This is a genomic window from Paenibacillus sp. OT2-17, assembly GCF_009827695.1.
In the GTDB taxonomy this organism is placed as follows: domain Bacteria; phylum Bacillota; class Bacilli; order Paenibacillales; family Paenibacillaceae; genus Paenibacillus; species Paenibacillus polymyxa_B.
The window spans coordinates 21,645-43,903 of sequence record NZ_WUDQ01000002.1; the positions used below are offsets into that span (position 1 = coordinate 21,645).

At 47.6% G+C, this 22,259-nt stretch carries 22 protein-coding genes; 7 read left to right on the top strand and 15 right to left on the bottom strand.

The features are described 5' to 3' along the window. Positions 1-46: 46 nt before the first annotated feature. The 3 genes from GRP75_RS01270 to GRP75_RS01280 are packed head-to-tail and all read right to left on the bottom strand — an operon-like array spanning position 47 to position 1,540. Positions 47-424 carry a DUF4280 domain-containing protein gene (locus GRP75_RS01270; protein ID WP_023990845.1) on the bottom strand — a complete coding sequence of 126 codons (378 nt, stop codon included), beginning with the start codon at positions 422-424 and terminating at the stop codon, positions 47-49. Further along, positions 421-951: a hypothetical protein gene (locus GRP75_RS01275; RefSeq protein ID WP_075154891.1), complete on the bottom strand. Its 531-nt coding sequence runs from the start codon at positions 949-951 to the stop codon at positions 421-423. The genes GRP75_RS01270 and GRP75_RS01275 overlap by 4 nt, the downstream gene beginning before the upstream one ends. Beyond that, on the bottom strand, positions 935-1,540 hold the full coding sequence (locus GRP75_RS01280) for a hypothetical protein (RefSeq protein WP_160788411.1): 606 nt from the start codon (positions 1,538-1,540) through the stop codon (positions 935-937). Before GRP75_RS01280 ends, GRP75_RS01275 begins: the two co-directional genes overlap by 17 nt. A gap of 372 nt (positions 1,541-1,912) precedes the next feature. Here GRP75_RS01280 and GRP75_RS01285 point away from each other — a divergent pair, with 372 nt between their 5' ends. After that, a complete protein-coding gene (locus GRP75_RS01285) occupies positions 1,913-3,097 on the top strand; it encodes a sensor histidine kinase (RefSeq protein ID WP_160788412.1) in 1,185 nt (394 codons plus the stop codon). Between the two features lie 139 nt (positions 3,098-3,236). Here the strand turns inward: GRP75_RS01285 and GRP75_RS01290 are convergent, their stop codons facing one another. Next, positions 3,237-4,193: a nucleoside hydrolase gene (locus GRP75_RS01290; protein ID WP_013312477.1), complete on the bottom strand. Its 957-nt coding sequence runs from the start codon at positions 4,191-4,193 to the stop codon at positions 3,237-3,239. A gap of 211 nt (positions 4,194-4,404) precedes the next feature. Here GRP75_RS01290 and GRP75_RS01295 point away from each other — a divergent pair, with 211 nt between their 5' ends. Then, on the top strand, positions 4,405-4,998 hold the full coding sequence (locus GRP75_RS01295) for a hypothetical protein (protein WP_028540784.1): 594 nt from the start codon (positions 4,405-4,407) through the stop codon (positions 4,996-4,998). 80 nt (positions 4,999-5,078) lie between these two features. Here the strand turns inward: GRP75_RS01295 and GRP75_RS01300 are convergent, their stop codons facing one another. The 3 genes from GRP75_RS01300 to GRP75_RS01310 are packed head-to-tail and all read right to left on the bottom strand — an operon-like array spanning position 5,079 to position 8,596. Continuing rightward, complete coding sequence (locus tag GRP75_RS01300) at positions 5,079-5,687, bottom strand: pentapeptide repeat-containing protein (protein WP_160788413.1); 609 nt, start codon at positions 5,685-5,687, stop codon at positions 5,079-5,081. A gap of 37 nt (positions 5,688-5,724) precedes the next feature. Beyond that, complete coding sequence (locus GRP75_RS01305; RefSeq protein WP_013312480.1) at positions 5,725-6,234, bottom strand: MarR family winged helix-turn-helix transcriptional regulator; 510 nt, start codon at positions 6,232-6,234, stop codon at positions 5,725-5,727. Then, positions 6,224-8,596 carry an ATP-dependent DNA helicase gene (locus GRP75_RS01310; RefSeq protein WP_160788464.1) on the bottom strand — a complete coding sequence of 791 codons (2,373 nt, stop codon included), beginning with the start codon at positions 8,594-8,596 and terminating at the stop codon, positions 6,224-6,226. The genes GRP75_RS01305 and GRP75_RS01310 overlap by 11 nt, the downstream gene beginning before the upstream one ends. Before the next feature lie 168 nt (positions 8,597-8,764). On the opposite strand from GRP75_RS01310, the gene GRP75_RS01315 reads away from it, so the two are divergent. Further along, positions 8,765-9,841, top strand: a complete 1,077-nt coding sequence (locus GRP75_RS01315; RefSeq protein ID WP_160788414.1) for a GGDEF domain-containing protein — start codon at positions 8,765-8,767, stop codon at positions 9,839-9,841. Positions 9,842-9,975: 134 nt separating this feature from the next. Continuing rightward, on the top strand, positions 9,976-10,149 hold the full coding sequence (locus tag GRP75_RS01320) for an aspartyl-phosphate phosphatase Spo0E family protein (RefSeq protein WP_013312483.1): 174 nt from the start codon (positions 9,976-9,978) through the stop codon (positions 10,147-10,149). A gap of 105 nt (positions 10,150-10,254) precedes the next feature. On the opposite strand, the gene cidR is transcribed toward GRP75_RS01320, so the two are convergent. After that, a complete protein-coding gene (gene cidR / locus GRP75_RS01325; protein ID WP_023990853.1) occupies positions 10,255-11,154 on the bottom strand; it encodes a cidABC operon transcriptional activator CidR in 900 nt (299 codons plus the stop codon). A 131-nt stretch (positions 11,155-11,285) separates the two neighbouring features. On the opposite strand from cidR, the gene GRP75_RS01330 reads away from it, so the two are divergent. Further along, entirely contained in the window at positions 11,286-11,657 is a 372-nt protein-coding gene (locus GRP75_RS01330) for a CidA/LrgA family protein (RefSeq protein WP_013312485.1), read from the top strand. Beyond that, positions 11,654-12,331 carry a CidB/LrgB family autolysis modulator gene (locus tag GRP75_RS01335; RefSeq protein ID WP_075154895.1) on the top strand — a complete coding sequence of 226 codons (678 nt, stop codon included), beginning with the start codon at positions 11,654-11,656 and terminating at the stop codon, positions 12,329-12,331. Before GRP75_RS01330 ends, GRP75_RS01335 begins: the two co-directional genes overlap by 4 nt. A 115-nt stretch (positions 12,332-12,446) precedes the next feature. Here the strand turns inward: GRP75_RS01335 and GRP75_RS01340 are convergent, their stop codons facing one another. The 4 genes from GRP75_RS01340 to GRP75_RS01355 form a co-directional block, all read right to left on the bottom strand. Beyond that, on the bottom strand, positions 12,447-14,150 hold the full coding sequence (locus GRP75_RS01340) for a glycerol-3-phosphate dehydrogenase/oxidase (RefSeq protein ID WP_160788465.1): 1,704 nt from the start codon (positions 14,148-14,150) through the stop codon (positions 12,447-12,449). A 227-nt stretch (positions 14,151-14,377) separates the two neighbouring features. Continuing rightward, complete coding sequence (gene glpK / locus GRP75_RS01345; RefSeq protein ID WP_068939037.1) at positions 14,378-15,868, bottom strand: glycerol kinase GlpK; 1,491 nt, start codon at positions 15,866-15,868, stop codon at positions 14,378-14,380. Between the two features lie 56 nt (positions 15,869-15,924). Continuing rightward, the gene (locus GRP75_RS01350; protein ID WP_023990856.1) at positions 15,925-16,482 is read right to left on the bottom strand and encodes a glycerol-3-phosphate responsive antiterminator; all 558 of its coding nucleotides are present in this window, start codon (positions 16,480-16,482) and stop codon (positions 15,925-15,927) included. 206 nt (positions 16,483-16,688) lie between these two features. Next, positions 16,689-17,642 (bottom strand): alpha/beta hydrolase, encoded by a 954-nt coding sequence (locus tag GRP75_RS01355; protein WP_160788415.1) that lies wholly within the window; start codon positions 17,640-17,642, stop codon positions 16,689-16,691. A 260-nt stretch (positions 17,643-17,902) separates the two neighbouring features. Here GRP75_RS01355 and GRP75_RS01360 point away from each other — a divergent pair, with 260 nt between their 5' ends. Next, complete coding sequence (locus tag GRP75_RS01360) at positions 17,903-18,538, top strand: NAD(P)-dependent oxidoreductase (protein WP_160788416.1); 636 nt, start codon at positions 17,903-17,905, stop codon at positions 18,536-18,538. Between the two features lie 158 nt (positions 18,539-18,696). On the opposite strand, the gene GRP75_RS01365 is transcribed toward GRP75_RS01360, so the two are convergent. The 3 genes from GRP75_RS01365 to GRP75_RS01375 all read right to left on the bottom strand — a co-directional run bounded on the left by GRP75_RS01365 (position 18,697) and on the right by GRP75_RS01375 (position 22,212). Then, a complete protein-coding gene (locus GRP75_RS01365; RefSeq protein ID WP_068939041.1) occupies positions 18,697-19,884 on the bottom strand; it encodes a cation:proton antiporter in 1,188 nt (395 codons plus the stop codon). 313 nt (positions 19,885-20,197) lie between these two features. Continuing rightward, positions 20,198-20,788 (bottom strand): GNAT family N-acetyltransferase, encoded by a 591-nt coding sequence (locus GRP75_RS01370; protein ID WP_071558084.1) that lies wholly within the window; start codon positions 20,786-20,788, stop codon positions 20,198-20,200. Positions 20,789-20,850: 62 nt separating this feature from the next. Continuing rightward, the gene (locus tag GRP75_RS01375; RefSeq protein ID WP_160788417.1) at positions 20,851-22,212 is read right to left on the bottom strand and encodes an MFS transporter; all 1,362 of its coding nucleotides are present in this window, start codon (positions 22,210-22,212) and stop codon (positions 20,851-20,853) included. Positions 22,213-22,259: the final 47 nt, after the last annotated feature.

Sequence of the window (22,259 nt, forward strand, 5' to 3'; positions counted from 1 at the left end):
TCCCCCCGTTTGCTTTTCATGTGATGCAAATCCTACAATCTGTTAACTATTCCTGCCCGTCTGTGGTGAACGAGATTTTTCCACACCACATGCATAAGTTCGTGGAGCAGCTCATAAGAGCCGGAGATTGATCTACGTATACATCCTTTTTTCCATTCAACCAAGGCATAGAAACGCTCGGTTTGCAGGGCTGCGGAATGATTTTTCCGGAATTTCCTTTGTTAGCAGAAGAAACTGTAGGATTATGCATACTACGGCACATTCCGAAAGAAGAGATATGCGTCTGCGGGTGAAAATCCTGAATATTCCCTTGCAGTTTGTCGCCAATACTAATCCCTCTGTTAGCTGAAACACTAAATCTTCCCGTATGACTTCCATAGCTGCAATGTATCTGTGCCCCATCCACTACATAGCTCTCACTCATTCTTGGACTCTCCTTTGTATAATTGGCCCCTCTGTATCAACCTTTTGTAATTTCAAGCCTGCCAGATTGAACTTCAAAATACATTCAGCCACATCGAGGTCTACAATGATATGATGATTGGCATCCTGAACCCTGAATATTTTATGATTCTCCACTGCATATTCATCTAGAATGATTTTCTTCAGTGTACCGTCCCTATGATATTCACTACATGGTGATAAACACATCAGGCTAGGTGGATTTGCCAGCCAATACCTTGTTTGCTGCATTCGCTGCATATCGGCAAAAACAACCAACTTCCAGCTTAATCCGGATTGATATATATCAAAGATTTCCTTTAGTTGTTCCGAAACGATGGATACCCGATGCTCTATAAAATCAATATAGTCCGCATCACCTGATACATAAAATTGTAAAATAGATTCTTCATCGGCACATGATGGGCTTTCTGCCCATTCCAACAACTGCCTGCGATTTGTCTCTACTGGATACATATACTCCGTAATACGATTATCCTGTTGAATCATGTAGTACTCCATAAGCTGTTGAATACACCACCTCACTGATTCCTTTATACTCCCCTATTCTTACTTCCAAATCGTCCTCACATTTCAACGCCTTGAATTCAGGTAAATGTACAGCCTGCTGAATAGCATCTTTCGCTAATTTCAGAATATATTGATGGAATTCCCCTGTAGCCTGGAGTACAAATCGCTCCACATCAGGCTGAAAAATCTTATTCATATAGGGTTTTCGAAGCTGATTCAATTCATCCTCCAATTCTGCTAAAAAGCTGAATGCCCAGCCTGCATCATAGATTCCATAACAAGGTTGAGGATCAAAGAACCAATTTTTATCATAGGCTTCGACGACATAGTTATAGTTACGATCCATCAGATACGTGCGCCTCATAGAATAGGTAATGTATCCGATCCTCGTCTTGGCCACTTCTGCAGAATGGGCTTGCAGGCAGATCGATTGAAAGGATTGAATAAAGGAAGAGATGAGCTCTTCTTTTATTTGTTCATACAAAGACGCTGCTTGATGTAATTTCTGGTTCAATACATCTTCTGCATAGGTCTTAAGGAAGTGTTGTAGGGCTTCCTGTCTACTCATAATTCCACCTCTGAACCTATTATATAGAATATTTACATGATATTACTGGTTCTATCCTCCTATTTTATTACACAATTTTCATATCATGAGATTACATATGAATTTATGAAAAAAGAATGAAAATAATCATATATTTTCGTGAATGTGTAATAATACAAACAAAAACCTTCCCAGAAAGGCTAGCATTAGACCTAAAAAATGAAGGTTTGCGCAAGCGAATAGGTAAATGGAAGTAGAAAGATCGGTTTATAATGAAATAATCATGTATAATTAATGATACGCTCCAAAAACACATTCAGAGGATCGGGAATGGGATACACAAACTGCTAAAGTTTTTGGATAACCACCACTTTGCATCAGGATTGGAGATACATGACTACTTCACCTACAGGTTTTTATAATAGTATTCAAGAGGCTACCGCGCATGTCATTGATGTGTTGAGTGATATTTTGCATGTAAATACCATTTTCATTGCCGCTAATGATGGGATTACGAATGTAATCGTTGATTCATTTAACCGGGAAGAGATACTCGTTAAGAAAGGGGATGTGCTCCCTTTTGAGCTTAGCTATTGCAGTCTGGTGTTGGACCATCCTGCAGATCACCTCACGATTTCAGAAACGACTATTCACCCGCACACTTGCGATTTAGATGTGACTAAAACCATGGGAAACCACTCATTTACAGGAATCCCTATTCGCATGAAAAATGGTCAGGCTTACGGAACCATTTGTATCTTGGACGCGCCATCTGTACATTTGACAGAATCCGAATTGAAGGCCCTACAGGCTATGGCTGTATTTCTGGGTTATGTGGTGGAACTGGAGAAAGAAAAGATAGATGCTGAGATCTCTGCCCTGAGCAAGCTGGATTTGATCTCTTCCCTGAGTAATAAAATTCGGTTTTCGCTAACCGAAATATGGGGAGCCACCGACCTCATGCTGACGACGGAGTTAACAGAGGAACAACAGCAATATATGAGCATCATGGAGTCGAGCAGTCGCTCGCTTATGACGTTGTTGAGTAATATTTTGGATTACAGCAATATAGAGTCCAGGCAGATCGATGATATTGAAGATCCGTTTGATCTGAGAACGATGATGGAAAATGTATTGAGTCTGTATACAGAGGTAGCTGCGCGACGGAATCTAGAGTTGAAGCTCGACTGGAATCTCACCAGCTCGCCTATTTTTATCGGGGATGAGGCTAAAATTCGCCGTATGCTGATTAATTTGGTAGATAATGCAGTGAAGTTTACAAGCACAGGAGCCGTCACTTTATCTGCAACCACCCGATCTGTGACCGATGCACCTGAGGTTGAACTGGAATTAAAGGTGAAGGATACTGGAATCGGTATATCTCCGAATAAATTGAAATTGTGGCTTGAACATGACCGTGGGTACTCCCCCTCATATGGTAATCCAGGCTTGGGTTGGCAGATTACCAAACATCTATTAAAACGAATGAACGGTAAGATGACAGGGAGCAGTGAACCTGGTAGGGGGACGGAGATAACACTCCAGTTCACCCTGAAAATATACCAGGAGTCTGCCTGAAACAGAGATTAGCTTGTGATATATAGAGACATCATGCAATAGAAGCCCGTGACGCATAACGTCACGGGCTTTATGTTATGGATTACGTGCTACTAGGCAGTATGGTTGCTCTAAGCCGCACGCTTATGCATAGCCAGACTTAGTAACGTTTGGGAGCAGCCAGCTTTGCCAAATCCGCCATATACGTAAAAAAGGCCTCTGGATCTGTATCATATACCAGGTTCACAGGACGTCCATCTGCCTGTTCCACCGTTCTGCCCTGACTTGGTCCTTCTGCGATAACGCTGCAATGCACCGTCTTTTTCTTGACAATGTCCGGGCGTCCTACGGATGCAGTGGTCAGTACATCCCACAAGTAGTAGGTTGAGTTCGTTTCGCTATAGACGAGCGGCGGACATCCAGCATAGCAATTACCCAAGAAATCCACGCCTTCATATCGGCGCTCCGCAGCCCAACGATTGCGTACTGCTGGAGTTAATGGCACTTTGCTTGTGCTTTCCAGCGCTACCAGATCAATCGTAATGCCGCTTTGCCACACCCGATATGCCGCTTCTGGGTCCCAGAACACATTCCACTCTGCTGTGCCGTCATGCTCCGGCTCTTCTACATTCCCTTTTTCAAAGGTGCCACCCATCCATACCAGCTTTTCAATCTTTGCTTCAATATCCGGTGCTTCATCCAGCGCTCGCGCCAGATCGGTTAGCGGTCCAGTGAATAGTAACAGCGTCTTACCTTCAGCTCCGCGTACCTTTTCGATCAGATGCTGATGAGCTGGCAGGGATGAAAGCGGTGCTTCCATACGCCCCGATTCATTCAGTACGGGTAATGCATCCACATAGAAGGAATGTAAACGCCAAGCGGCAGGAAACGGATTTTTACCGCGTGAATTAGACTTTGCGACTTCCACAGGCCCTTTATTTTGTCCAAAACGATCAATAATTTTACGACTGGCATCCGTCGCAGGCTCCAGGTAACCATCTGCTGGAATCACCGATACTCCGGTCAAATGAACCTGCTCCATCTGAAGCAGCATAAAAAGGGATACTAGATCATCCACTCCACCATCATGATTAAAATAAACGTTTGTCTGACTCATCTGTCTCTTCCTTCCTTTATCCCCGTAAAACAGGCTTGTTCTTATCGGCAACCATCCTTCATTATGCCTGATCGCTTCACAGGAGTAAATGTGGGATAGTGCGTGAATCAGCGATTTTTTGCTTACTCCATGCTTAAGAAAGGTAGAAATGTGTGTAATAACAGGGTAGAATCGTGGGTCCTAATCGGAAGCGTATGAAGGAGAGATGCATATGACAGCCCGAACAATAGAAGAGTTGGAGCAGATCCGTAAAGAATGTAAATCCATGGTGACGAAAAGGGCTGCGGCTTCAGGTGGGGCGGTATTAGTTCCAGTTCCAGGGGCTGACGTTCTTGCTGATGTTGGCATTTTGATGCAGCTACTGCCAGCTATTAATGGAAAATTCGGATTATCTGAGAAGCAGCTGGAAGGTCTGGACGCAGAAACAAAATCCATGGTGTATGGTTTTATCACCTCGATTGGCAGCAAGCTGATCGGGCGACTCATTACCCGTGAAGTCATCGTGCAGATTTTGAAAAAAATGGGCATTCGTATCGCTACCAAGCAGGTTAGCAAGTTTGTCCCCCTTCTGGGGCAAGGGCTAGCCGCGGCAATTGGCTTTACTGCTATGCGAACCATTGGTAATCGGCATGTCGATCAATGTTATGAAGTGGCCAAGCGCTTGCTGGAGCAGCGAACTGCGGCAGATATCGCGCGCAACTGGACGGTTCCACAGCAGCCGCTAGAGCCTGTGGGAGTTGATCATTTGCCAAACCGGGACCCGGAAGCAGCAATTCCACTACTGCCGGCATCCACTAAAGATTAAGTCCTTCAAATTCAAGTCAACCATCCATTTCACCCACACGGGGTACTGCAGATCGAGACAGCTCCTGTATCCCGTGCTTTTTAGCCTTCCACCTTGGCTCCATAGGAGCGAGCTACCGCTACTGCCTGCTCGATATCCAGCTTGGCTCCAGTGATGTCCAGATCTTTAAAATTCACACCATCCATTTTCGCACCGCGCAGGTCTGTTCCTTGAAGATGGGCATTGTGCAGTCTTACTCGGGTAAGATCCGCCTCCCGCAAATCTGCTTTTTCCAAATTGCATTCGGATAAGTCAGCTTCCTTGAATCGTATTTTTCGCAAATCTTGTTTTCTTAAATCTGCATGACGCAAATTCGTATAAGACCAGTCTCCGCCCGTAATTGTGATACCATCCATATTCGCCCCTGCAAAATCTGAACCTACTAGCTTGCAGTTATCAAACCGGACTACAAACAGATTGGCGCTGGTGAACAAACAATTGGTAAAAGCCGACTCCTTGTAGTGAGATGCATTCAGAATGGCTCCGGTAAAATCACAGTCCACAAAAGTACAGCCCTCCACGAGGGACTCATTCATCTCCACACCCCGAAAGCGACATCGGGTAAACTCGCAATTTCTCCACTCGCCTTCTCTGGCATCCATTGATCCAAAATCACGGGCTTCATAGACCTCATCTGTATAAAAGAACATGTTCTCTCTCCTATTCCTTATTCCTTATATTAGGAATTCAGCATTTCGGCAAGGACCGCTCAAAACCGCCTTTCATTTTTCCCAGTAAACCCTTCATCATCTTATGATCCTGCGGCGTAAACTCAGACATACACGACCGAATCAACTTCGTATAATAAGGGACTATCTTACTTAACAGCTCTCGTCCTGCCTCCTTTAATCCGACAGTCACCATCCGCCCGTCACTCTCATGAGCCACACGTTCAATCATGCCATCTCGCTCTAATCCGTCGATCAGCCCCGTCATGGTTCCACGCGTCACATCAGCTTTTTCCGCCAACTCTGATGGTGTCATGCGATGTGGCGAATGGCAATGCAACAGGCTAAGAACAATAATCCGGCCCTGAGAAGCCCCCAACTTGCTAAAATCGGTATCCATTTCTCTGAAAATACCGTTAGCCAAGCGTGCAAATGTCACAAAAGTCTCTATATTATCCACTTCGGCATCTTCATGTCCAAAGCTACGCAGCACCCCGCGTATGGAGTCATTATGAAAATTAAAGTTCATAGTCTATCCATTCCTTCCTTAATCCCGCTTGTTCCGTCAGACGGTAGCTTTTCCATTCGTCTGGCAGCAAAGAAGCATACGGTTCCTTGGCAAAACGATCATCTACCAGGACCAACAATCCTTCGTCGTGCTCTGTGCGAATAAGTCTGCCACCTGCCTGAAGAACCTTGTTCATCCCTGGATATACATACGCATAGTTGAAACCATTCCGTCCCTGTTCGGAAAAATAATCCCGCAGCACATCCCGCTCTGCTCCAATTTGCGGCAAGCCGACGCCGACGACCACTACCCCATTTAAGCGATCCCCAGGTAAATCGACACCTTCAGCAAACACACCACCCAGTACGGCAAAGCCAAGCAAGGTGTGCTCTTGCCCAGGCTGGAAAGCCTCTAGAAATCGATCCCGCTCTGGTTCGGTCATCCCCGGACTTTGTACCAACGTATTTGCGGACACGTCCCGAAGCATGAACTCCTCATATACCTCACGCAGATATGGATAGGACGGGAAAAATACAAGGATATTTCCTTTCCGTTCTACAACCAATGCAGCCAGCATATCCGCAATCGCCCCTTTGGAACGCTCACGATCCCGATAACGGATGGAGAGCGGCAGCAGACGTACATCCCACTGCTCCTGATGGAAGGGGGAAGGAACCTGTAACGTATAATCTTCCTCGTTTGCTCCGAGCATGTCCCGGTAATAAGCAAGCGGTGTCAACGTTGCGGAAAAATAAATGGCTGAGCGGTAGCCCTTAATAGCTTGTCCCAGCAAGTGAGAAGGATCGAGGCAGAACAGCTTGACCCTCACTTCACTGCGCCCCGCTTCCACATATGTAACGTATCGTTCATCGTATAAAGCAGCAATGCGCAGCATATTCTGAGCGGTAAAATACGTATCTAGAAGCAATGCATAAGCCGTACCCTCACCGCTTGCGTGGCTTGTACTGCCCCCCGTCACCAGTTCACGTTCAGCTGCTTCCACAAAAGGCGCCAACAGCTCCAGCACCTCTTGCGGTGCTACTGTCTCCACTGCTTTTCCTGTATCTGCATATTGCTTGCGCAGCGTAATCATATGTGCGTTCACTGCACTCGCAGCCGCAGCAATCTCTGGGCTTAGCAACTTAAATTCTCGTTTCAGTTCTAAAAAAGAAGATTTCAAAATTTCCGCCGAAAACATGTCCCGACCGCGTTCTACCAGATTATGCGCCTCATCCACCAGTACGACACCTTTTCGCTTGTGCTCCTCCAGCAATCTTTTCAAAGAAATCCGTGGATCGAAAACATAATTATAATCACTGATTATACCATCCGAGGCATACGCCACATCCAGCGAAAATTCAAAGGGACATACCTTATGCTTGCGCGCATAATGCTCAATCACCGCCCGGGTCATTAACGTCTCATTCGCCAAAATATCGGATACCGCACCGTTGATCCGGTCGTAATAGCCCTCGCACATGCTGCATGATCCAGCATCACAATCATTTTCATCCTTAAAGCAAATTTTATCCTTCGCAGTCAAAGTCACCACATGCATGTGCAGCCCTTGGGCCTGCATTCTAGCGTAAGCTTCTTCGGCTGCTGCCCGAGTCGTGGTACGAGCCGTCACATAATATACTCGCCTAACCTGGCCCTCACCGATAGCCTTGATCGCAGGAAACAAGGTGGATACCGTTTTACCAATACCTGTAGGTGCTTTGGCAAACAGGTTAACCCCTTCGGCAATCGTCTTGTACACCGAACCCGCAAGAGTTCGCTGACCCGAACGATACGTGTCAAAGGGAAAGTTCAACATAGCAATGCTGGCATCCCGCTTTTCCGCATGTGCTCTCAGCAGGAATGCATACGGTGCATAACCAGCAATCATCTCTTGTGCGAAAGCTTCTAGCTCAGCAAAGGATAGCTCGCGCCTAAATCGGCGAATGTCTTCACTGTGTGCCTGTACATAAGTAAGCTGGACCTGCATGGAATGATGTTGTTCCTCACGAGCAATCATATAGGCATACAGAAATGCTTGTGCCCAGTGTACGGGTTGACCGTCACCCTGAATATCTTCGAGGGGCAAAGAGATCGATTTAATTTCATCAACTGTCCATACGCCATCCAGCTCAATCAGTCCGTCACAGCGGCCTTCAATGATAAACAATTCGTCCTTATACGAAATTTCTGTACGTAAATGTACCTCTTTGCGGTCATGCTCCTTGTAACCTTTCTGGATAACCTGATGCACGCGAGTTCCTTCGAGCATACTGCTATTCGAGCGAAAGCCGCTATGAATGCTGCCGCTCCGATGCACATATTCCACAAGTGGACGCACCGATATGTGAATTGGTTCCTTCATACGATCACCCGTTCCGGTCATAGTCCTTTCACTGTACCACGTAGATAAACGAAACGTAAGGGACATAAGAATCGTTTGTGGTCGATTGGTATTCACTCATGCCTACTTTTTACCGAAATATAGAAACGAGGCCTTTTGCTTTATTCCCCACGATACTACAACTCTCATTACAGCATAAAGGATAGGGATATGTTAAAAGAATTAATTAACAATTTTGCGTTATTAACAAGCTTCTTATTCTTTGGAAATTTATTTTTCCGGAAATATGAACGTTACCTAAAAAAACATATATTCATTTATCGGGTAATGAACGGTTTAATGCTGGGTCTGTTTGGCATTCTGTTAATGATGACCGGTTTATGGGTCCGTGGGCACTTTGTGGTCGATCTGCGCCAATTGGCGATTATCATATCTGTTTATATGGGAGGATCGGTATCCGGTCTGCTGACCACCTTGATCATAAGCCTGTACCGTATTTACATCACAGGTGGTTGGACAGATGTTTCTCTGACTGCTGCCGTCAATTGTTTCATGACACTGGGCATTTCACTTATCTTTATTCGAGAAAAAAGCCTAACACTCCGCAAGTGGATGTCGGCCGTACTTGGAGCTGCTGTAGTGTCGCTGTTATCTACTTTCTTTGTAGTTAACCCTCCTGATAATGAATCTATGATAATAATCACAACTATTAAGTTGCTTGGCGGCCTGTTCACTTATTTTATGATGTCCTATATCAAAAAAACAGAACGGGCTGTTCATCTACTGGAAGAAGCTGCAAATCGGGATCATTTAACCGGACTCTACAGTCCACGTGCTTTCGATGCGCTATTCGATGAGGTCTTTCATACTTCCAAGACTACAAAACAACCCTTTGGACTCGTTATGCTGGATATTGACCACTTTAAAAATATTAATGATACGTATGGTCATTTGAACGGAGATACCGTCTTAAGCCAATTAGGAATGCTGTTAATCCGGGAATCTACAACGAGGGCGTACCCCTCCCGTAAAGGCGGAGAGGAATTTGCCATTCTGATTGGAAATTGTGATAGTCAGAAAGCAGCAAGCTTTGCCGAAAAGATTCGGAAAGCTGTGGAAAATGAACGTTTTCTTTTGAATGACGGAACCTCGATCTCTCTAACCGTATCCATTGGAGCAGGCAGTTCACCTGTCATTGCATCGAGGCACTTACTGGAAAAGTCAGATGAGGCATTATATGAAGCTAAGCGTTCAGGACGCAATCAGGTGAAACTGGCAAAACCATAAATATTAGTCGCTAAATGTCAGGAAAGCTGGATTATTGTTAATAAAAAGTGGTAAAATGGAAATAACATCGTTATCAAAAAAACTTCTGCCGCTAGTGGAGACATGCCTTACAATCGACATGGGGGGTGGGCTTTGTGAACCTCGAACAATTGGAAAAACTCATGGAAAAAGAACGCCGTGAACTGAATCGCATGGCTGACTTACACGGATTAAAAGATGAACGTGTATTGGACAAATCCTCCAGACTTGACCGTATTATGGACAAGTACCTTCACACCAAGCGTGCAATAAACCAAACACACTCATAGAAGCAAGCTACATCGCTGCCCCTCAGGGCAGCTTTTTTATGATGTAAGCAGTATTCGTCCTCCTTCGGTGCACCTCTGCATCGTACTCACCTTCTTGTTGACTGACTATTTTCCGCCATATTCCGTCCGCAACAATTGTTGTGTGAACGATATCCATTCTCTGGCGGCAAAGGACAGATAACGATCGTTCCGCCAGATCATCCCCAAATGCCAAGGGATGACGGGGTCCACCAATGGAAGAACACGCAAGCGCTCGGAATCCAGATCTCGGCATATAGCCTCCGGCAACAGTGCTACTCCCAGGTTTGCAGCAACCATTTCGCTAATCAGATCCCATTGTGAGCTTTCGTAGACTACACGCGGTTGAAAGCCAGCACGAACACATTCCGCAATGATACGGTCATGCAGCGTAAAATCCTCACGGAACAGTACAAACGCCTCCTCCGCCAACGCAGATAATGGTACCTCCTTGCACTCTGCCAGTGCATGCGTAGGATGAACGAGCAAATTCAGCTTTTCCTCTACAAACAGAAATGTCTCAAACATATCTCCAACCGCAGGCAGCACAATCACCCCGATATCCAATGCCCCGGCTTCTACGTCCTGTTCCACTTTCTTCGCTCCGTCCTCAAATAATTGAATAGTCACATCAGGATATGCCTTATGGAATTCTCCAATGACACGCGGGAAAAAGCTCGATCCGACCATAGGGGGCAGGCCAATACGGATATGTCCCTTTTTCAGGTTCATCAAATCACTCAGCTCCGAGGACAGGCTCTGAAAGGACTTTACAATCGCTTGTGCTTGAAGCTCAATTACCTTTCCCGCGTCCGTCAGTTCGATTCTTTTGCCAATTCGGTCGAACAAAGCGACCCCCAATTCATCTTCCAGACTTTTAATCGTCTTACTGATCGTCGGCTGGGTAATAAACATGCTCTGGGCTGCCTTTGTAAAGCTACGCAACCGCGCGACTTCCAAAAAGTATTGTAAATGTCGGATATCCAAAGCTACACCTTCTCCCATAGACAAACGGAATAGATTACATTCTTTATATGCATTTTACTCATGAAAGCTTGTGATGTAAAATTTCATTACAGTTTGAAAATAACCGATCTCAAAGATAGGAGCCATTATATATGAAAAGCTTCATACGCGGTGTCCTCCAGATCGCCGTCCTGATGGCCTTTTCGCTCATCCTGAACGCGGTAGTCTCTTGGCTCCACCTGCCTGTACCCGGTAGTATCATTGGTATGCTGATCCTTTTTATTCTGCTGCAAACCGGCTTGGTCCGGCTAAGCTGGATTGAAGTTGGTGCAAATTGGTTGCTGGCCGAGCTGCTATTATTTTTTATCCCCTCCGCTGTCGGCGTTATGAATTATTGGCCGATGCTGGAACACGATGGTATGAGCATTATGCTGGTCGTGTTGCTCGGCACCTTTCTGGTGATGGCCTGCACAGGTATGGTCGCCAGTCTGCTTGGTAAACGAAAGGAGCATAAATCATCATGACCGGTCTTCTATGTATTGTATTGACACTCGCTATTTACTGGATGGCCAAACGCATGTACCGCACACTACCCAAGGTGTATTTTTCTCCATTGCTCATTACACCTATTGTTATCATTTTGATTTTGACGCTGACGGGTGTGAACTACCGTTCTTATAATTCGGGCGCTCACTTGCTGTCCATGCTGCTACAGCCAGCTACGATTGCATTTGCTGTCCCTTTGTACCGATATTTCCCTGTGTTAAAAAAACACGCGACCCAAATCGTGCTTAGCGTGCTGTCTGGGTCTGTTGTAGCCGTGTTGTCCTCCATGGCGCTTGCTAAGTGGATGCACCTGAATTCTTCGCTGCTGAGCAGCCTGATTCCTCGCTCCATTACGACGCCCATTGCGATGAATGTATCGCAAACGATTGGCGGCAATCCGACGGTCACGGCTGTATTCGTTATTCTGACCGGATTGAGCGGTCTTATTATCGGTCCGATGATTGTAAAACTGTTCCGTATCGAAAATGAAGTCTCACGTGGGGTGCTGCTCGGTACCGGTGCTCATGGTACAGGCACTTCCAAAGCATTCGAGTTCAGTTCGCTGACGGGGACGATATCCAGCATCTCGATGGTGCTCGCCGCTCTCTTTACCTTGGCGGCTGCCCCGTTCCTGTTCCACTTGATGCTGTAAGCCATCTGTATACAAAGAAGCAGCGATTCTCTTGTTATGAAGAATCGCTGCTTCTTTGCTTTCAGTCCATGTCTCAAAGCAATGGATGGCTCAAGGATATATATCCCTCGCGGCCTCAAATAGCTTTAACGTCACCGGGTTTCACCTCTACCTCTACAGGCGTTACAGCTTCATACAGGTAAGCATCCAGCTCAGCCGTATATTGTCGTTCTTGCGCGGCGCTCCAGCCTGCATGTTCGGACATCCATGCGATGGCGGGCTGTTTCCAGCGCTTCACCTCGTCAATCTGGAAGAACAGAGCCCCAGTTCGGCGTATAAAAAAATCAGACGGTGTCACTGTCATTTCCTGTTCCATCGCATACAGGAGCGGGGCACGCACTTCCACAGGCAGCGCCGCTTCCTTCTCGGTAGCCTCCTTCATGCTCTGTGCCGCTATGGCAAACAATCGCTCTGTGTTGGAGCCATAGCGGGTAGCCCATGCTCTAGCTATATCCGGCGACAGGCCGAGCGCAACACCTGCTGCGGTTTGCTTACCTACGTACGCGTCCCAGCCCGCTGAGCCTCCTACGCTGCCACCCGAAATCGGGATATGTCTGGTGCGGCATGCCCGGAAGCTCTGCCCATGCAAGCGCCCCAGCTCCTGTACCGCACGATCCACGACGAGTTCGGACATTTTCCGGTAGCCCGTCAGCTTGCCGCCTGCAATCGTGATCAGACCTGAACGGGATTCCCAAATTTCGTCCTTGCGTGAAATTTCCGAAGGGCTTTTACCGTCTTCATAAATGAGCGGCCGTACCCCTGCCCAACTGGATTCTACATCCGCAACAGTCAGCTTTACATCCGGAAACATTCCGTTGATCGCTTGAAGCACATAGGCCCGATCTTCGGCGGTCATCCGGGGATGCGCCGTATCCCCCTCATACACCGTGTCGGTCGTACCTGCATAGGTTTTTCCATCACGTGGGATGGCAAATACCATGCGTCCATCCGGTGTATCGAAGTACACTGCCTGTTTAAGCGGAAAGCGCTCAGCATCGAACACCAGGTGAATACCTTTCGTCAGGCGAAGCACCTTGCCCTCTTTGGAGCGATCCATTTCCCGTAACGTGTCTACCCATGGTCCGGCTGCATTAATAACCAGCGAAGCTCGAATTTCGTATGGTTTTCCCGTTACCCGGTCCGTTACGCTTGCACCGCTTATTCGTCCTTCGTCATACAGCAGCTTGTCAGCCTTGGCATAGTTCACCGCCAGCGCCCCTCGTGTAACAGCTTCCTTCATGACCTCAATCGTCAGGCGAGCGTCATCTGTGCGGTACTCTACATAGCTGCCGCTTCCCTTCAGTCCATCACGCTTCAGCAAAGGCTCGCGCTCTAGTGTAGCTTGGATGTCCAGCATGCGGCGGCGCTCACTACGCTTAACACCAGCAAGGAAATCATATACCAGCAGCCCGACAGAGGTGGTGAATGCGTTAAACGTGCCGCCCTTGTGAAAAGGAAGTAGCATACGCTCGGGTATGGTCACATGTGGACCATTTTCGAATACGATTGCCCGCTCCTTCCCGACCTCGGCTACCATCTTAACTTCAAACTGCTTCAAATAACGAAGACCACCATGCACTAGCTTGGTCGAGCGACTGGACGTACCCGCTGCGAAATCCTGCATCTCCACCAATGCTGTCTTCAAACCACGATCCGCCGCATCCAGCGCAATACCCGCCCCTGTAATGCCGCCGCCAATGATTAAAATATCCAAATGCTCATGTCCCATACGTTCCAAAACAGCGGTTCTCTCCTGCGCAGCAAATCCCTGTTCTCCCATCATTTATCCCTCCAGCTTTGTATATATTCACGATGCCATCTGCAAATGAATCATCATAAGGTACAAAAAAAGACCACGAACATCGCTGCGGCGGATGCCGAGCGGTTCATGGTCTCTCCAAGTCTCCTGACGAGTATTAACTTATCTATATCGTAGCACACACGGTACGCTATGAAAAGGGAAATCTGCCTGTTGCCAGATGGCTGCCTTCTATCGCATAACCGTCTCTACTTGAACGCCATTGCGGCATGAACTGCCTTTTTCCAACCACCATAAAGCTCAGTCCGCATGTCCTCACTCATGGACGGAGTAAAGGTATGATCACTCTGCGCATATCCCCGGACTTCATCCAGACTGCTCCAAAACCCAACTGCCAGCCCTGCTAAATACGCCGCACCGAGTGCAGTTGTCTCGTTCACAGCAGGTCGTTCTACAGGCAGATCGAGAATATCGCTCTGGAACTGCATCAGGAACTCGTTCATCACTGCACCTCCATCTACACGCAATGAGCGCACAGGTACACCCGAATCGCTCGCCATGGCAGTTAGGACATCTTTAGTCTGGTAGGCCAGCGATTCCAGTACCGCTCGTATAAAGTGCTCCTTGGTTGTTCCCCGCGTCAAACCAAATGTCGCGCCGCGCACGTCACTGTCCCAATACGGGCTGCCTAGACCTACAAAGGCCGGGACAAAATATACCCCTTCCGTCGAGGTCACACGCGCCGCATACGCTTCACTATCTGTGGCCTCGCGGAACATGCGCAGCCCGTCACGCAACCACTGAATAGCAGATCCCGCTACAAAAATGCTGCCCTCCAGCGCATACTTTACCTGACCATTCAGCCCCCATGCAATGGTCGTAATCAGTCCATGTTCCGAGTCACAGGGTTCATCTCCGGTATTCATCAGCATAAAGCATCCCGTACCGTATGTATTTTTAATCATGCCCTTGTCAAAGCATCCCTGACCGAACAGAGCTGCTTGCTGATCGCCCGCCGCTCCGGCAATAGGAATTTCCTGCCCAAAAAAGTGATAATCCACCGTATGCGCATATATCTCAGAAGATGATTTCACCTCTGGTAGCATAGACGCAGGAACGCCGAGAATATCCAGCAGCTCCTCATCCCATTTTAGCTCATAAATGTTGTACATGAGTGTGCGGGCCGCATTGGAGTAGTCCGTTACATGTGCTTTACCACCGGACAATCTCCAGATTAGCCAGGTATCAATCGTACCAAACAGCAAATCCCCGCGCTCCGCTTGAGCTCGTGCTCCTTCGACGTTGTCGAGTATCCATTTGACCTTAGTCCCAGAAAAGTAGGGATCAATGAGTAGTCCCGTTTTGCTATGAAAAATACGATCAAATCCACGGCTTTTCAATTCCTCGCAAATCCCGGCTGTTTGCCGTGACTGCCATACCAACGCATGATATACAGGCAGACCTGTATGTTTATCCCACACCACTACGGTTTCCCGTTGATTCGTAATACCAATCCCGGCAATTTGGCTGGCTTTCACACCTGATTCCGACAGGCAGGAGGCGATGACGGCCAAAATAGAGCTCCATATTTCATTTGCGTTTTGCTCTACCCACCCCGGCTGGGGAAAATACTGTGGGAACTCCCGTTGTGCCTTGTATACCACTTTTCCCTGCCGATCAAACAAGATGGCCCGCGAACTGGTTGTGCCCTGATCCAAGGCAAGAATGTATTGCTCCATCACTTCCCGATCTCCTTGCTTATAATGTTATGATGCCCACTTGATTCAAATAAAAGCTATTGCTTATAATGCTCGAACAGTTGTTTATTGGAGGTCGTAACTGCTGTGGCTCCCGCAGCCAACGCCGCTTCCACATCCTCTGGGGTGCGAATAAGTCCGCCCGCCAAAATGGGAATGCCCGTGCGTTCGCTGACTTCCTTAATCATAGGTGGAACAACACCGGGCAGCACCTCAATATAATCAGGTCGTGTTTTTTCCACCAGCGCGTAGCTTTTTTCCAGCGCAATCGTATCGAGCAGGAACACCCGCTGTACAGCAAGAATCCCTTTCTTTTTAGCGGTTGCAATCACCCCGGATCGGGTCGAAATAATCCCAAACGGCTTAATTTCCTGACACAAATATTCAGCCGCATACTCGTCATTCTTCAAGCCTTGCACCAGGTCGGCATGCAGAAGCATTTGCTTGCTGCGACTCCTAGCCATCTGGTACAGGTTGCGCAGCTGCGCTACATGCGTATCCAGAAAAACCGCATACTCATAAGAGCTGTCCAAAATACCCTCCAGCTGCTTCATATGCTTAGCTGCAGGTAAAATGCGTTGTCCCTGAAATGGCATGGATATCCCCCTTAAAGCTGAATGTCGGTCAAACTCGTTCAAATTTTATATTATCACTCTGTTCGACGAAGGTGAAGCGGTTTCATTGCAGATATGTATAAAGGCTGCCTTCCCTGCAATAGATGTCAGCAGGAAGAAGACAGCCTAATCGTTCAAAAAACTGGATCAAATCACACGACGGCACCCTTAAAATGCTCTATAGTGTACTAGCCTTCAAACCCTTGGCGCAGCCATGAGGTAGCGAGCGTGATCGCACCGCGCTTGGCTGCTGTTTCCGACAATGGATTCAGCATCACAAAGTCGTGGATGATGCCCTGAAAACGTGCAGCGGTCACATCTACCCCCGCTTCACGCAGCTTGTTCGCATAGGCCTCACCTTCATCGCGCAGCACATCGGCCTCGCCTGTAATGACCAGCGCACGCGGTAGCCCTTTGAGCTGTTCTGTGGTGGCACGTAACGGGGACGCCGTGATCTGCGCTCGTTCGTTGGGATCCGTCGTATATTGATCCCAAAACCATTGCATTCCTTCGCGGCTCAGGAAATATCCTGTGGCGAACTCCTGGTATGATTCCGTATCAAAGGAAGCGTCCGTCACCGGATAAAATAACAACTGCTGCCGGATGGAAGGACCACTGCGTTCTTTGGCCAGCAGCGTTACGGCCGCGGTCATGTTACCGCCGACACTGTCTCCGGCTATCGTCAGCGTATCGGGCTTCAATCCATGCTCGCGCCCATGCTGTGCCACCCATTGAACGACCGCGTAAATTTCCTCAATCGCCGTCGGATATTTAGCTTCAGGTGACAAGCTGTATTCCGGGAATACAACGGCTGCCTGTGAGCCGACTGCCAATTCACGAATCAGACGATCATGCGTATGGGCATTACCGAATACCCAGCCTGCTCCATGAATATATACAATGACCGGGAGATCGCTTGTCACCTGTTGTGGACGAACAATTCTGACCTTCACCTCACCGCCAGGCCCACCTGGAATAGACAGATCTTCTACATCTGCGGCGGGTTTGTCTGCTGGACCGGATTGAACCTCATTGACCGTTTCACGTCCTTTTTCAGGACCCAAATCATATAGAAACGGAGGCTTGGCATTATCATCTGCAAATTTCTGTGCTGCGGGTTCAAGCTGTACTTTTTTACTCATATCGTTTCACTCTTCCTTTCTTATCTGTGGTCTACATTTATCCAATATGGCTTAAGTTGGCTCATTCAGTTTCACCTTATATATTTAAACGAGTTCCTCTCTTTCCAATCGGAGGACTTTAGTTTGCCCAACAGAAGAGCTTGACTTTTATTTTATATTGTAACTATAATAGTTACATATTAAAGTTCGTAAATGTACCAGGTACACTTACGATCAAACTAATGAATCATCCAAATCATATTTATAGGAGGCTATCTATTATGAAAATTGCAGTTATTGGTGCAACCGGTAAAGCAGGAAGTAATATCGTAAAAGAAGCATTAGACAGAGGACATGAAGTAACCGCCATCGTCCGTGACTTGGCTAAAGTAACGGAAAGCCGTGCTACTGTAGTACAAAAAGACGTTTTTGATCTGAAAACAGATGATCTGAAAGGTTTTGACGTAGTCGTTAATGCTTTTGCCGCTCCACTCGGACAAGAGCATCTGCATGTCGATGCAGGTAACGTACTGATTGAAGCCCTGCGTAATGCATCCGGTACTCGCCTAATTGTCGTAGGTGGTGCAGGCAGCTTGTTCACTGATGAATCCCAAACACTTTTGGTAAAAGATACTCCTGGCTTCCCGGATTTCGTATACCCTACAGCAAATAACCAAGGAAAAAACCTGGAAATTCTGCGTGGTACCCGCGACCTGAATTGGACTTTCATTAGTCCTTCCGCTGAATTTGCACTGGGCAAACGTACAGGCTCTTACCAAGTGGGAAAAGACACTCTGTTGGTTAATTCCAAAGGTGCAAGCTATGTCAGCTATGAAGATTATGCAGTTGCCGTAGTGGACGAAATCGAAAAACCGCAACATCTAAACCAACGTTTCACAGTGGTGTCCGAGTCTTAATTTTTCTATTCTTGCAGCGTTTATAGCATAAAAGAGACCCTTCGCCCATTTTCTTATGCTGCATGGAAAGTCCGCTTTACTCTAAATCAGACTTTCCATGCACGCTATGAGAAGCTGAACCCGAAGGGTCTTTTTGTTATGACCTGTTGATACTCTCGTTATGACTTGTCAGTACTGACCTTCTTTTCTATATCGTGAGCGGAACTCTCCCTCTTATCGCTAAAACACAGCTTGAGAATCGGAGGCGAAGCCAAGGTCGTCAGAATGATGGCAATGATCACCGATGTAAAATATTGCTGTGCCAACAGACCCGTCTGTAGACCGGTAGCTGCAATAATAAGTGCAACCTCGCCGCGAGATATCATCCCGGAGCCGATCGCAAGGGCAGAACGGTTATCGAAGCCCGTCAGCCGCGCCCCGAGACCTCCCCCGATTAGCTTTGTCACCAGCGCAATCAGTGTCAAAACAACAACAAATCCGAGCTGCTGCCCTACTCCCTCAAAGGAAACATTTAATCCGATGCTGACAAAAAATACAGGAACAAAGATGGAATAAGCGATGGGCTCCACCTTTTCTTCTACGACGTGCTTAAAGCTGGTTTGTGCAATGGCAATCCCGGCCGCAAAAGCCCCGATAATACCTGCCATCCCCAACATATCCGCAAAATACGCAAACCCAAAGCAAATAATCAACGCAGTCGTGATGACTGCTTCAGTCACCTTGAGTGGAGCAAGTATTTTCATAATCCATGGAACAACGAACCAGCCACCCAGAATAGCTACCACGAAGAAAACTAGCTTTTTGCCAACAAGAAGCCCCAGCGAAGTTTCTCCACCCATACCGAATATACTCATTACTACCGCTAGTAGCACCACGACAAGCACATCATCCAGCACTGCCGCACCCAGAATAGTCGAGCCTTCCCGGGTATTCAGCTTATTCATATCCTTGAGTACCTGTACCGTAATGCTTACAGAGGTAGCACTCAGAATAATTCCTAGAAACCAGCCTTCATGCACCGAGAATCCAAAGGCTTCCCCTACACCAAAACCGCAAATTAGCGGTAAAATAATACCTCCAACCGCCACAGCTACGGCAGGCTTCCAGTTACGTCGAAGTTGATCCAGATCCGTCTCCAATCCAGCAATGAACATCAGCAGCAGCACGCCGATTTCAGACATATTATGAATCAACGAATCATTCTGAACCCATCCCAATACGGCTGGGCCCAGCACAATTCCTGCGATCAGCTTTCCCAGCACTGCTGGTTGACCGAGTCTGACAGACACATGACCCGCGACTTTTGTGAACAACAGAATCAGCAGAAGATATAGTATAAATTGCATAGGCTGATAACCTCCTTTGGTTTAATCCTTGAACTCATCTGCGCATAATTCACGATATTGAAGAAAACTGATAATCATAAAGTGTAAAACAAACGTGCAAAATATGTGTCTGACCTTAACGGACAACTCGCAAAATAAAAAGGGGAACCCGAGATACAGCACAGGTTCCCCTAAAAAAGACATAAAGGAGCCTTGGTGACAGGCTCCTCCGGTAATTCATATATTCATTTGATGTTGTCGGTCATACTTGCGCAAACAAGCAACTTTATCCTTTAATTATATCTCTTCTGTAAACCCGTGTAAACGTGTTGAATTAACTTTCTGCTTTTTTCACATAGCGGTCGCGGTATTCGTGGTCCAGCATACTCATCAGAATCGAATCATGGTATTCATGATTGTAGAATAAAGCATCCCGTTGTACACCTTCACGCTGAAAGCCTACTTTTTCATAGCAACGAATGGCACGTTCATTAAAATCAAATACATTCAGCTCAATCCGATGCAGATTACAGATACCAAATCCGTAACCCAGCATGAGTACAAGCGCTTCGGTGCCGTAGCCTTTCCCCTGATTTCCCTGCTCATTGATTGCAATACGGATGTTGGCGCTGCGGTTCAAGCTGTCCATATCCTGCAGGGCTATATCCCCAATGACACGATCATCTTCGCGAAGCGCAATCAACAGAAGCAGGCTTGAGGCATCCTGTCCTTTAGCTTCAATATAACGGGCAATTTGATCCTTGGTAAAGCTGCGTTGTGTGCCTGTCAGCCGCCGCACATCCTGATCGAACAATGTATTATAGTATAGCTCGGTGTCCTCTACGTTAACGGGACGCAAGTATACCCGTGATCCTTCAAGTAACCGTGCCACAGGCTCTGAGGATGAAGTTTGTTGAGTCATCATGATCTCTCCCATGCTAAAAATATAAATGACGAAAATCAAAGCAAATTATTGCGCAAGATCGACTACGCAAGGTCTGCATTTTGCTCCGTAGTCAGGCTAGAATCGGCGAGGGACTCGCGCCAAATTACAGATTGAAGCAACAGTCCCGTCAAACCCAGGATTCCAACAGTCATTCCGATCCAGACAAAAGCCGTGCCCGCCCCTGCTATTCGGATCAATACTCCTCCGGCAAGCGGTGAAACGACCATGATTGCTCCAATCACGGTACTTTGGATACCAAAGACGCGTCCTACCATATCAGCAGGGGTTTTGGCTTGTAATATATAGTTCTGGGTGATAATGTACAGGCCGTTGCCCACGCCCAGCACGGCCCCGATCATAAGCAGTACGGGCAATCCAGTTCCAGGTTGCGCCCAGCCTAAAGCAGCAATAGCTCCGCCAACCAGCACATATCCACCACCGAGCCCCCAGCCTGCGCTTATGCGATTCAAGCGATTAAGCACAAGCATGCAGCCGACGGCGCCAGCCCCAATGGCTGAAACCAGCCAGCCAAGCAGCGATTCATTACCTGGAGCGAGCACTCGCAGCAATGTAGGGAACTGGTAGTCGATCATGAGAATGGCGATTAAGCCGAAAAGTCCGAATATGAGCGTATGCAAAAGCATTCGACTGCGCCATAAGAACGCCCAGCCCTCACGCCATTGGTTGAAAAAACGAGATGCGCGGACATGCTCCTCCCGCATCTTAGCTTCATCAGCCTCAGGCGCTGTATGCGCAGCCGACTTTCCTTGCTGCTCGGCTGCAACAGCTTGTTGGTCTGCGCTGACCAGCGCCGGACCGATTCCGCGCAGCGGCCACAGCAGCAGGCCGGAACAGAGACGCAGCAATGCATTGAGAATAATGCATGCCTGGGGGGACAACACAGTCAAGGTCATAGCACCCAGTAATGGCCCTGCCACTTTGGAGGCCTGATTGACCAACCCATTCAGCGAGGTTGCCCGAAATAGGTCGTCGCTGGCGACTACCGTGCGAGTCAAGCCTTGCTGTGAAGGCATTTGGAATACGCCAGCGGCCGCGCGCAGACCGAGCAAAGGCAGCAGCCACACCGGACCCGGGACGGCGAGAATTGCTAGCGTCAATAAGGCAATAGCTGCATCGCATACGATCATCAGCCTGGCCTTGTGTACCCGGTCGGCTAACGTGCCCGCGATGGAACCCAGCAGCAGACCCGGTAGGGCCATCACTACCGGAATCAGTGCAATCATCATAGGGTCGGCTTCCCAGCGATAGGCAACAAGCACCTGAATGGCGATAGCATCAAACCAATCGCCAAAGGAAGCAGCCGTGTGCGCCGCAAACATCCGCCGAAAACGGCCATTGCGCCAAATGCTAGGCGTGGATTGCAGTTCTTTCTTTTCCTTCATTATCTACTCACCCTGCTCTCATTTTCAGCTTCTTTAGCAATAAGAAC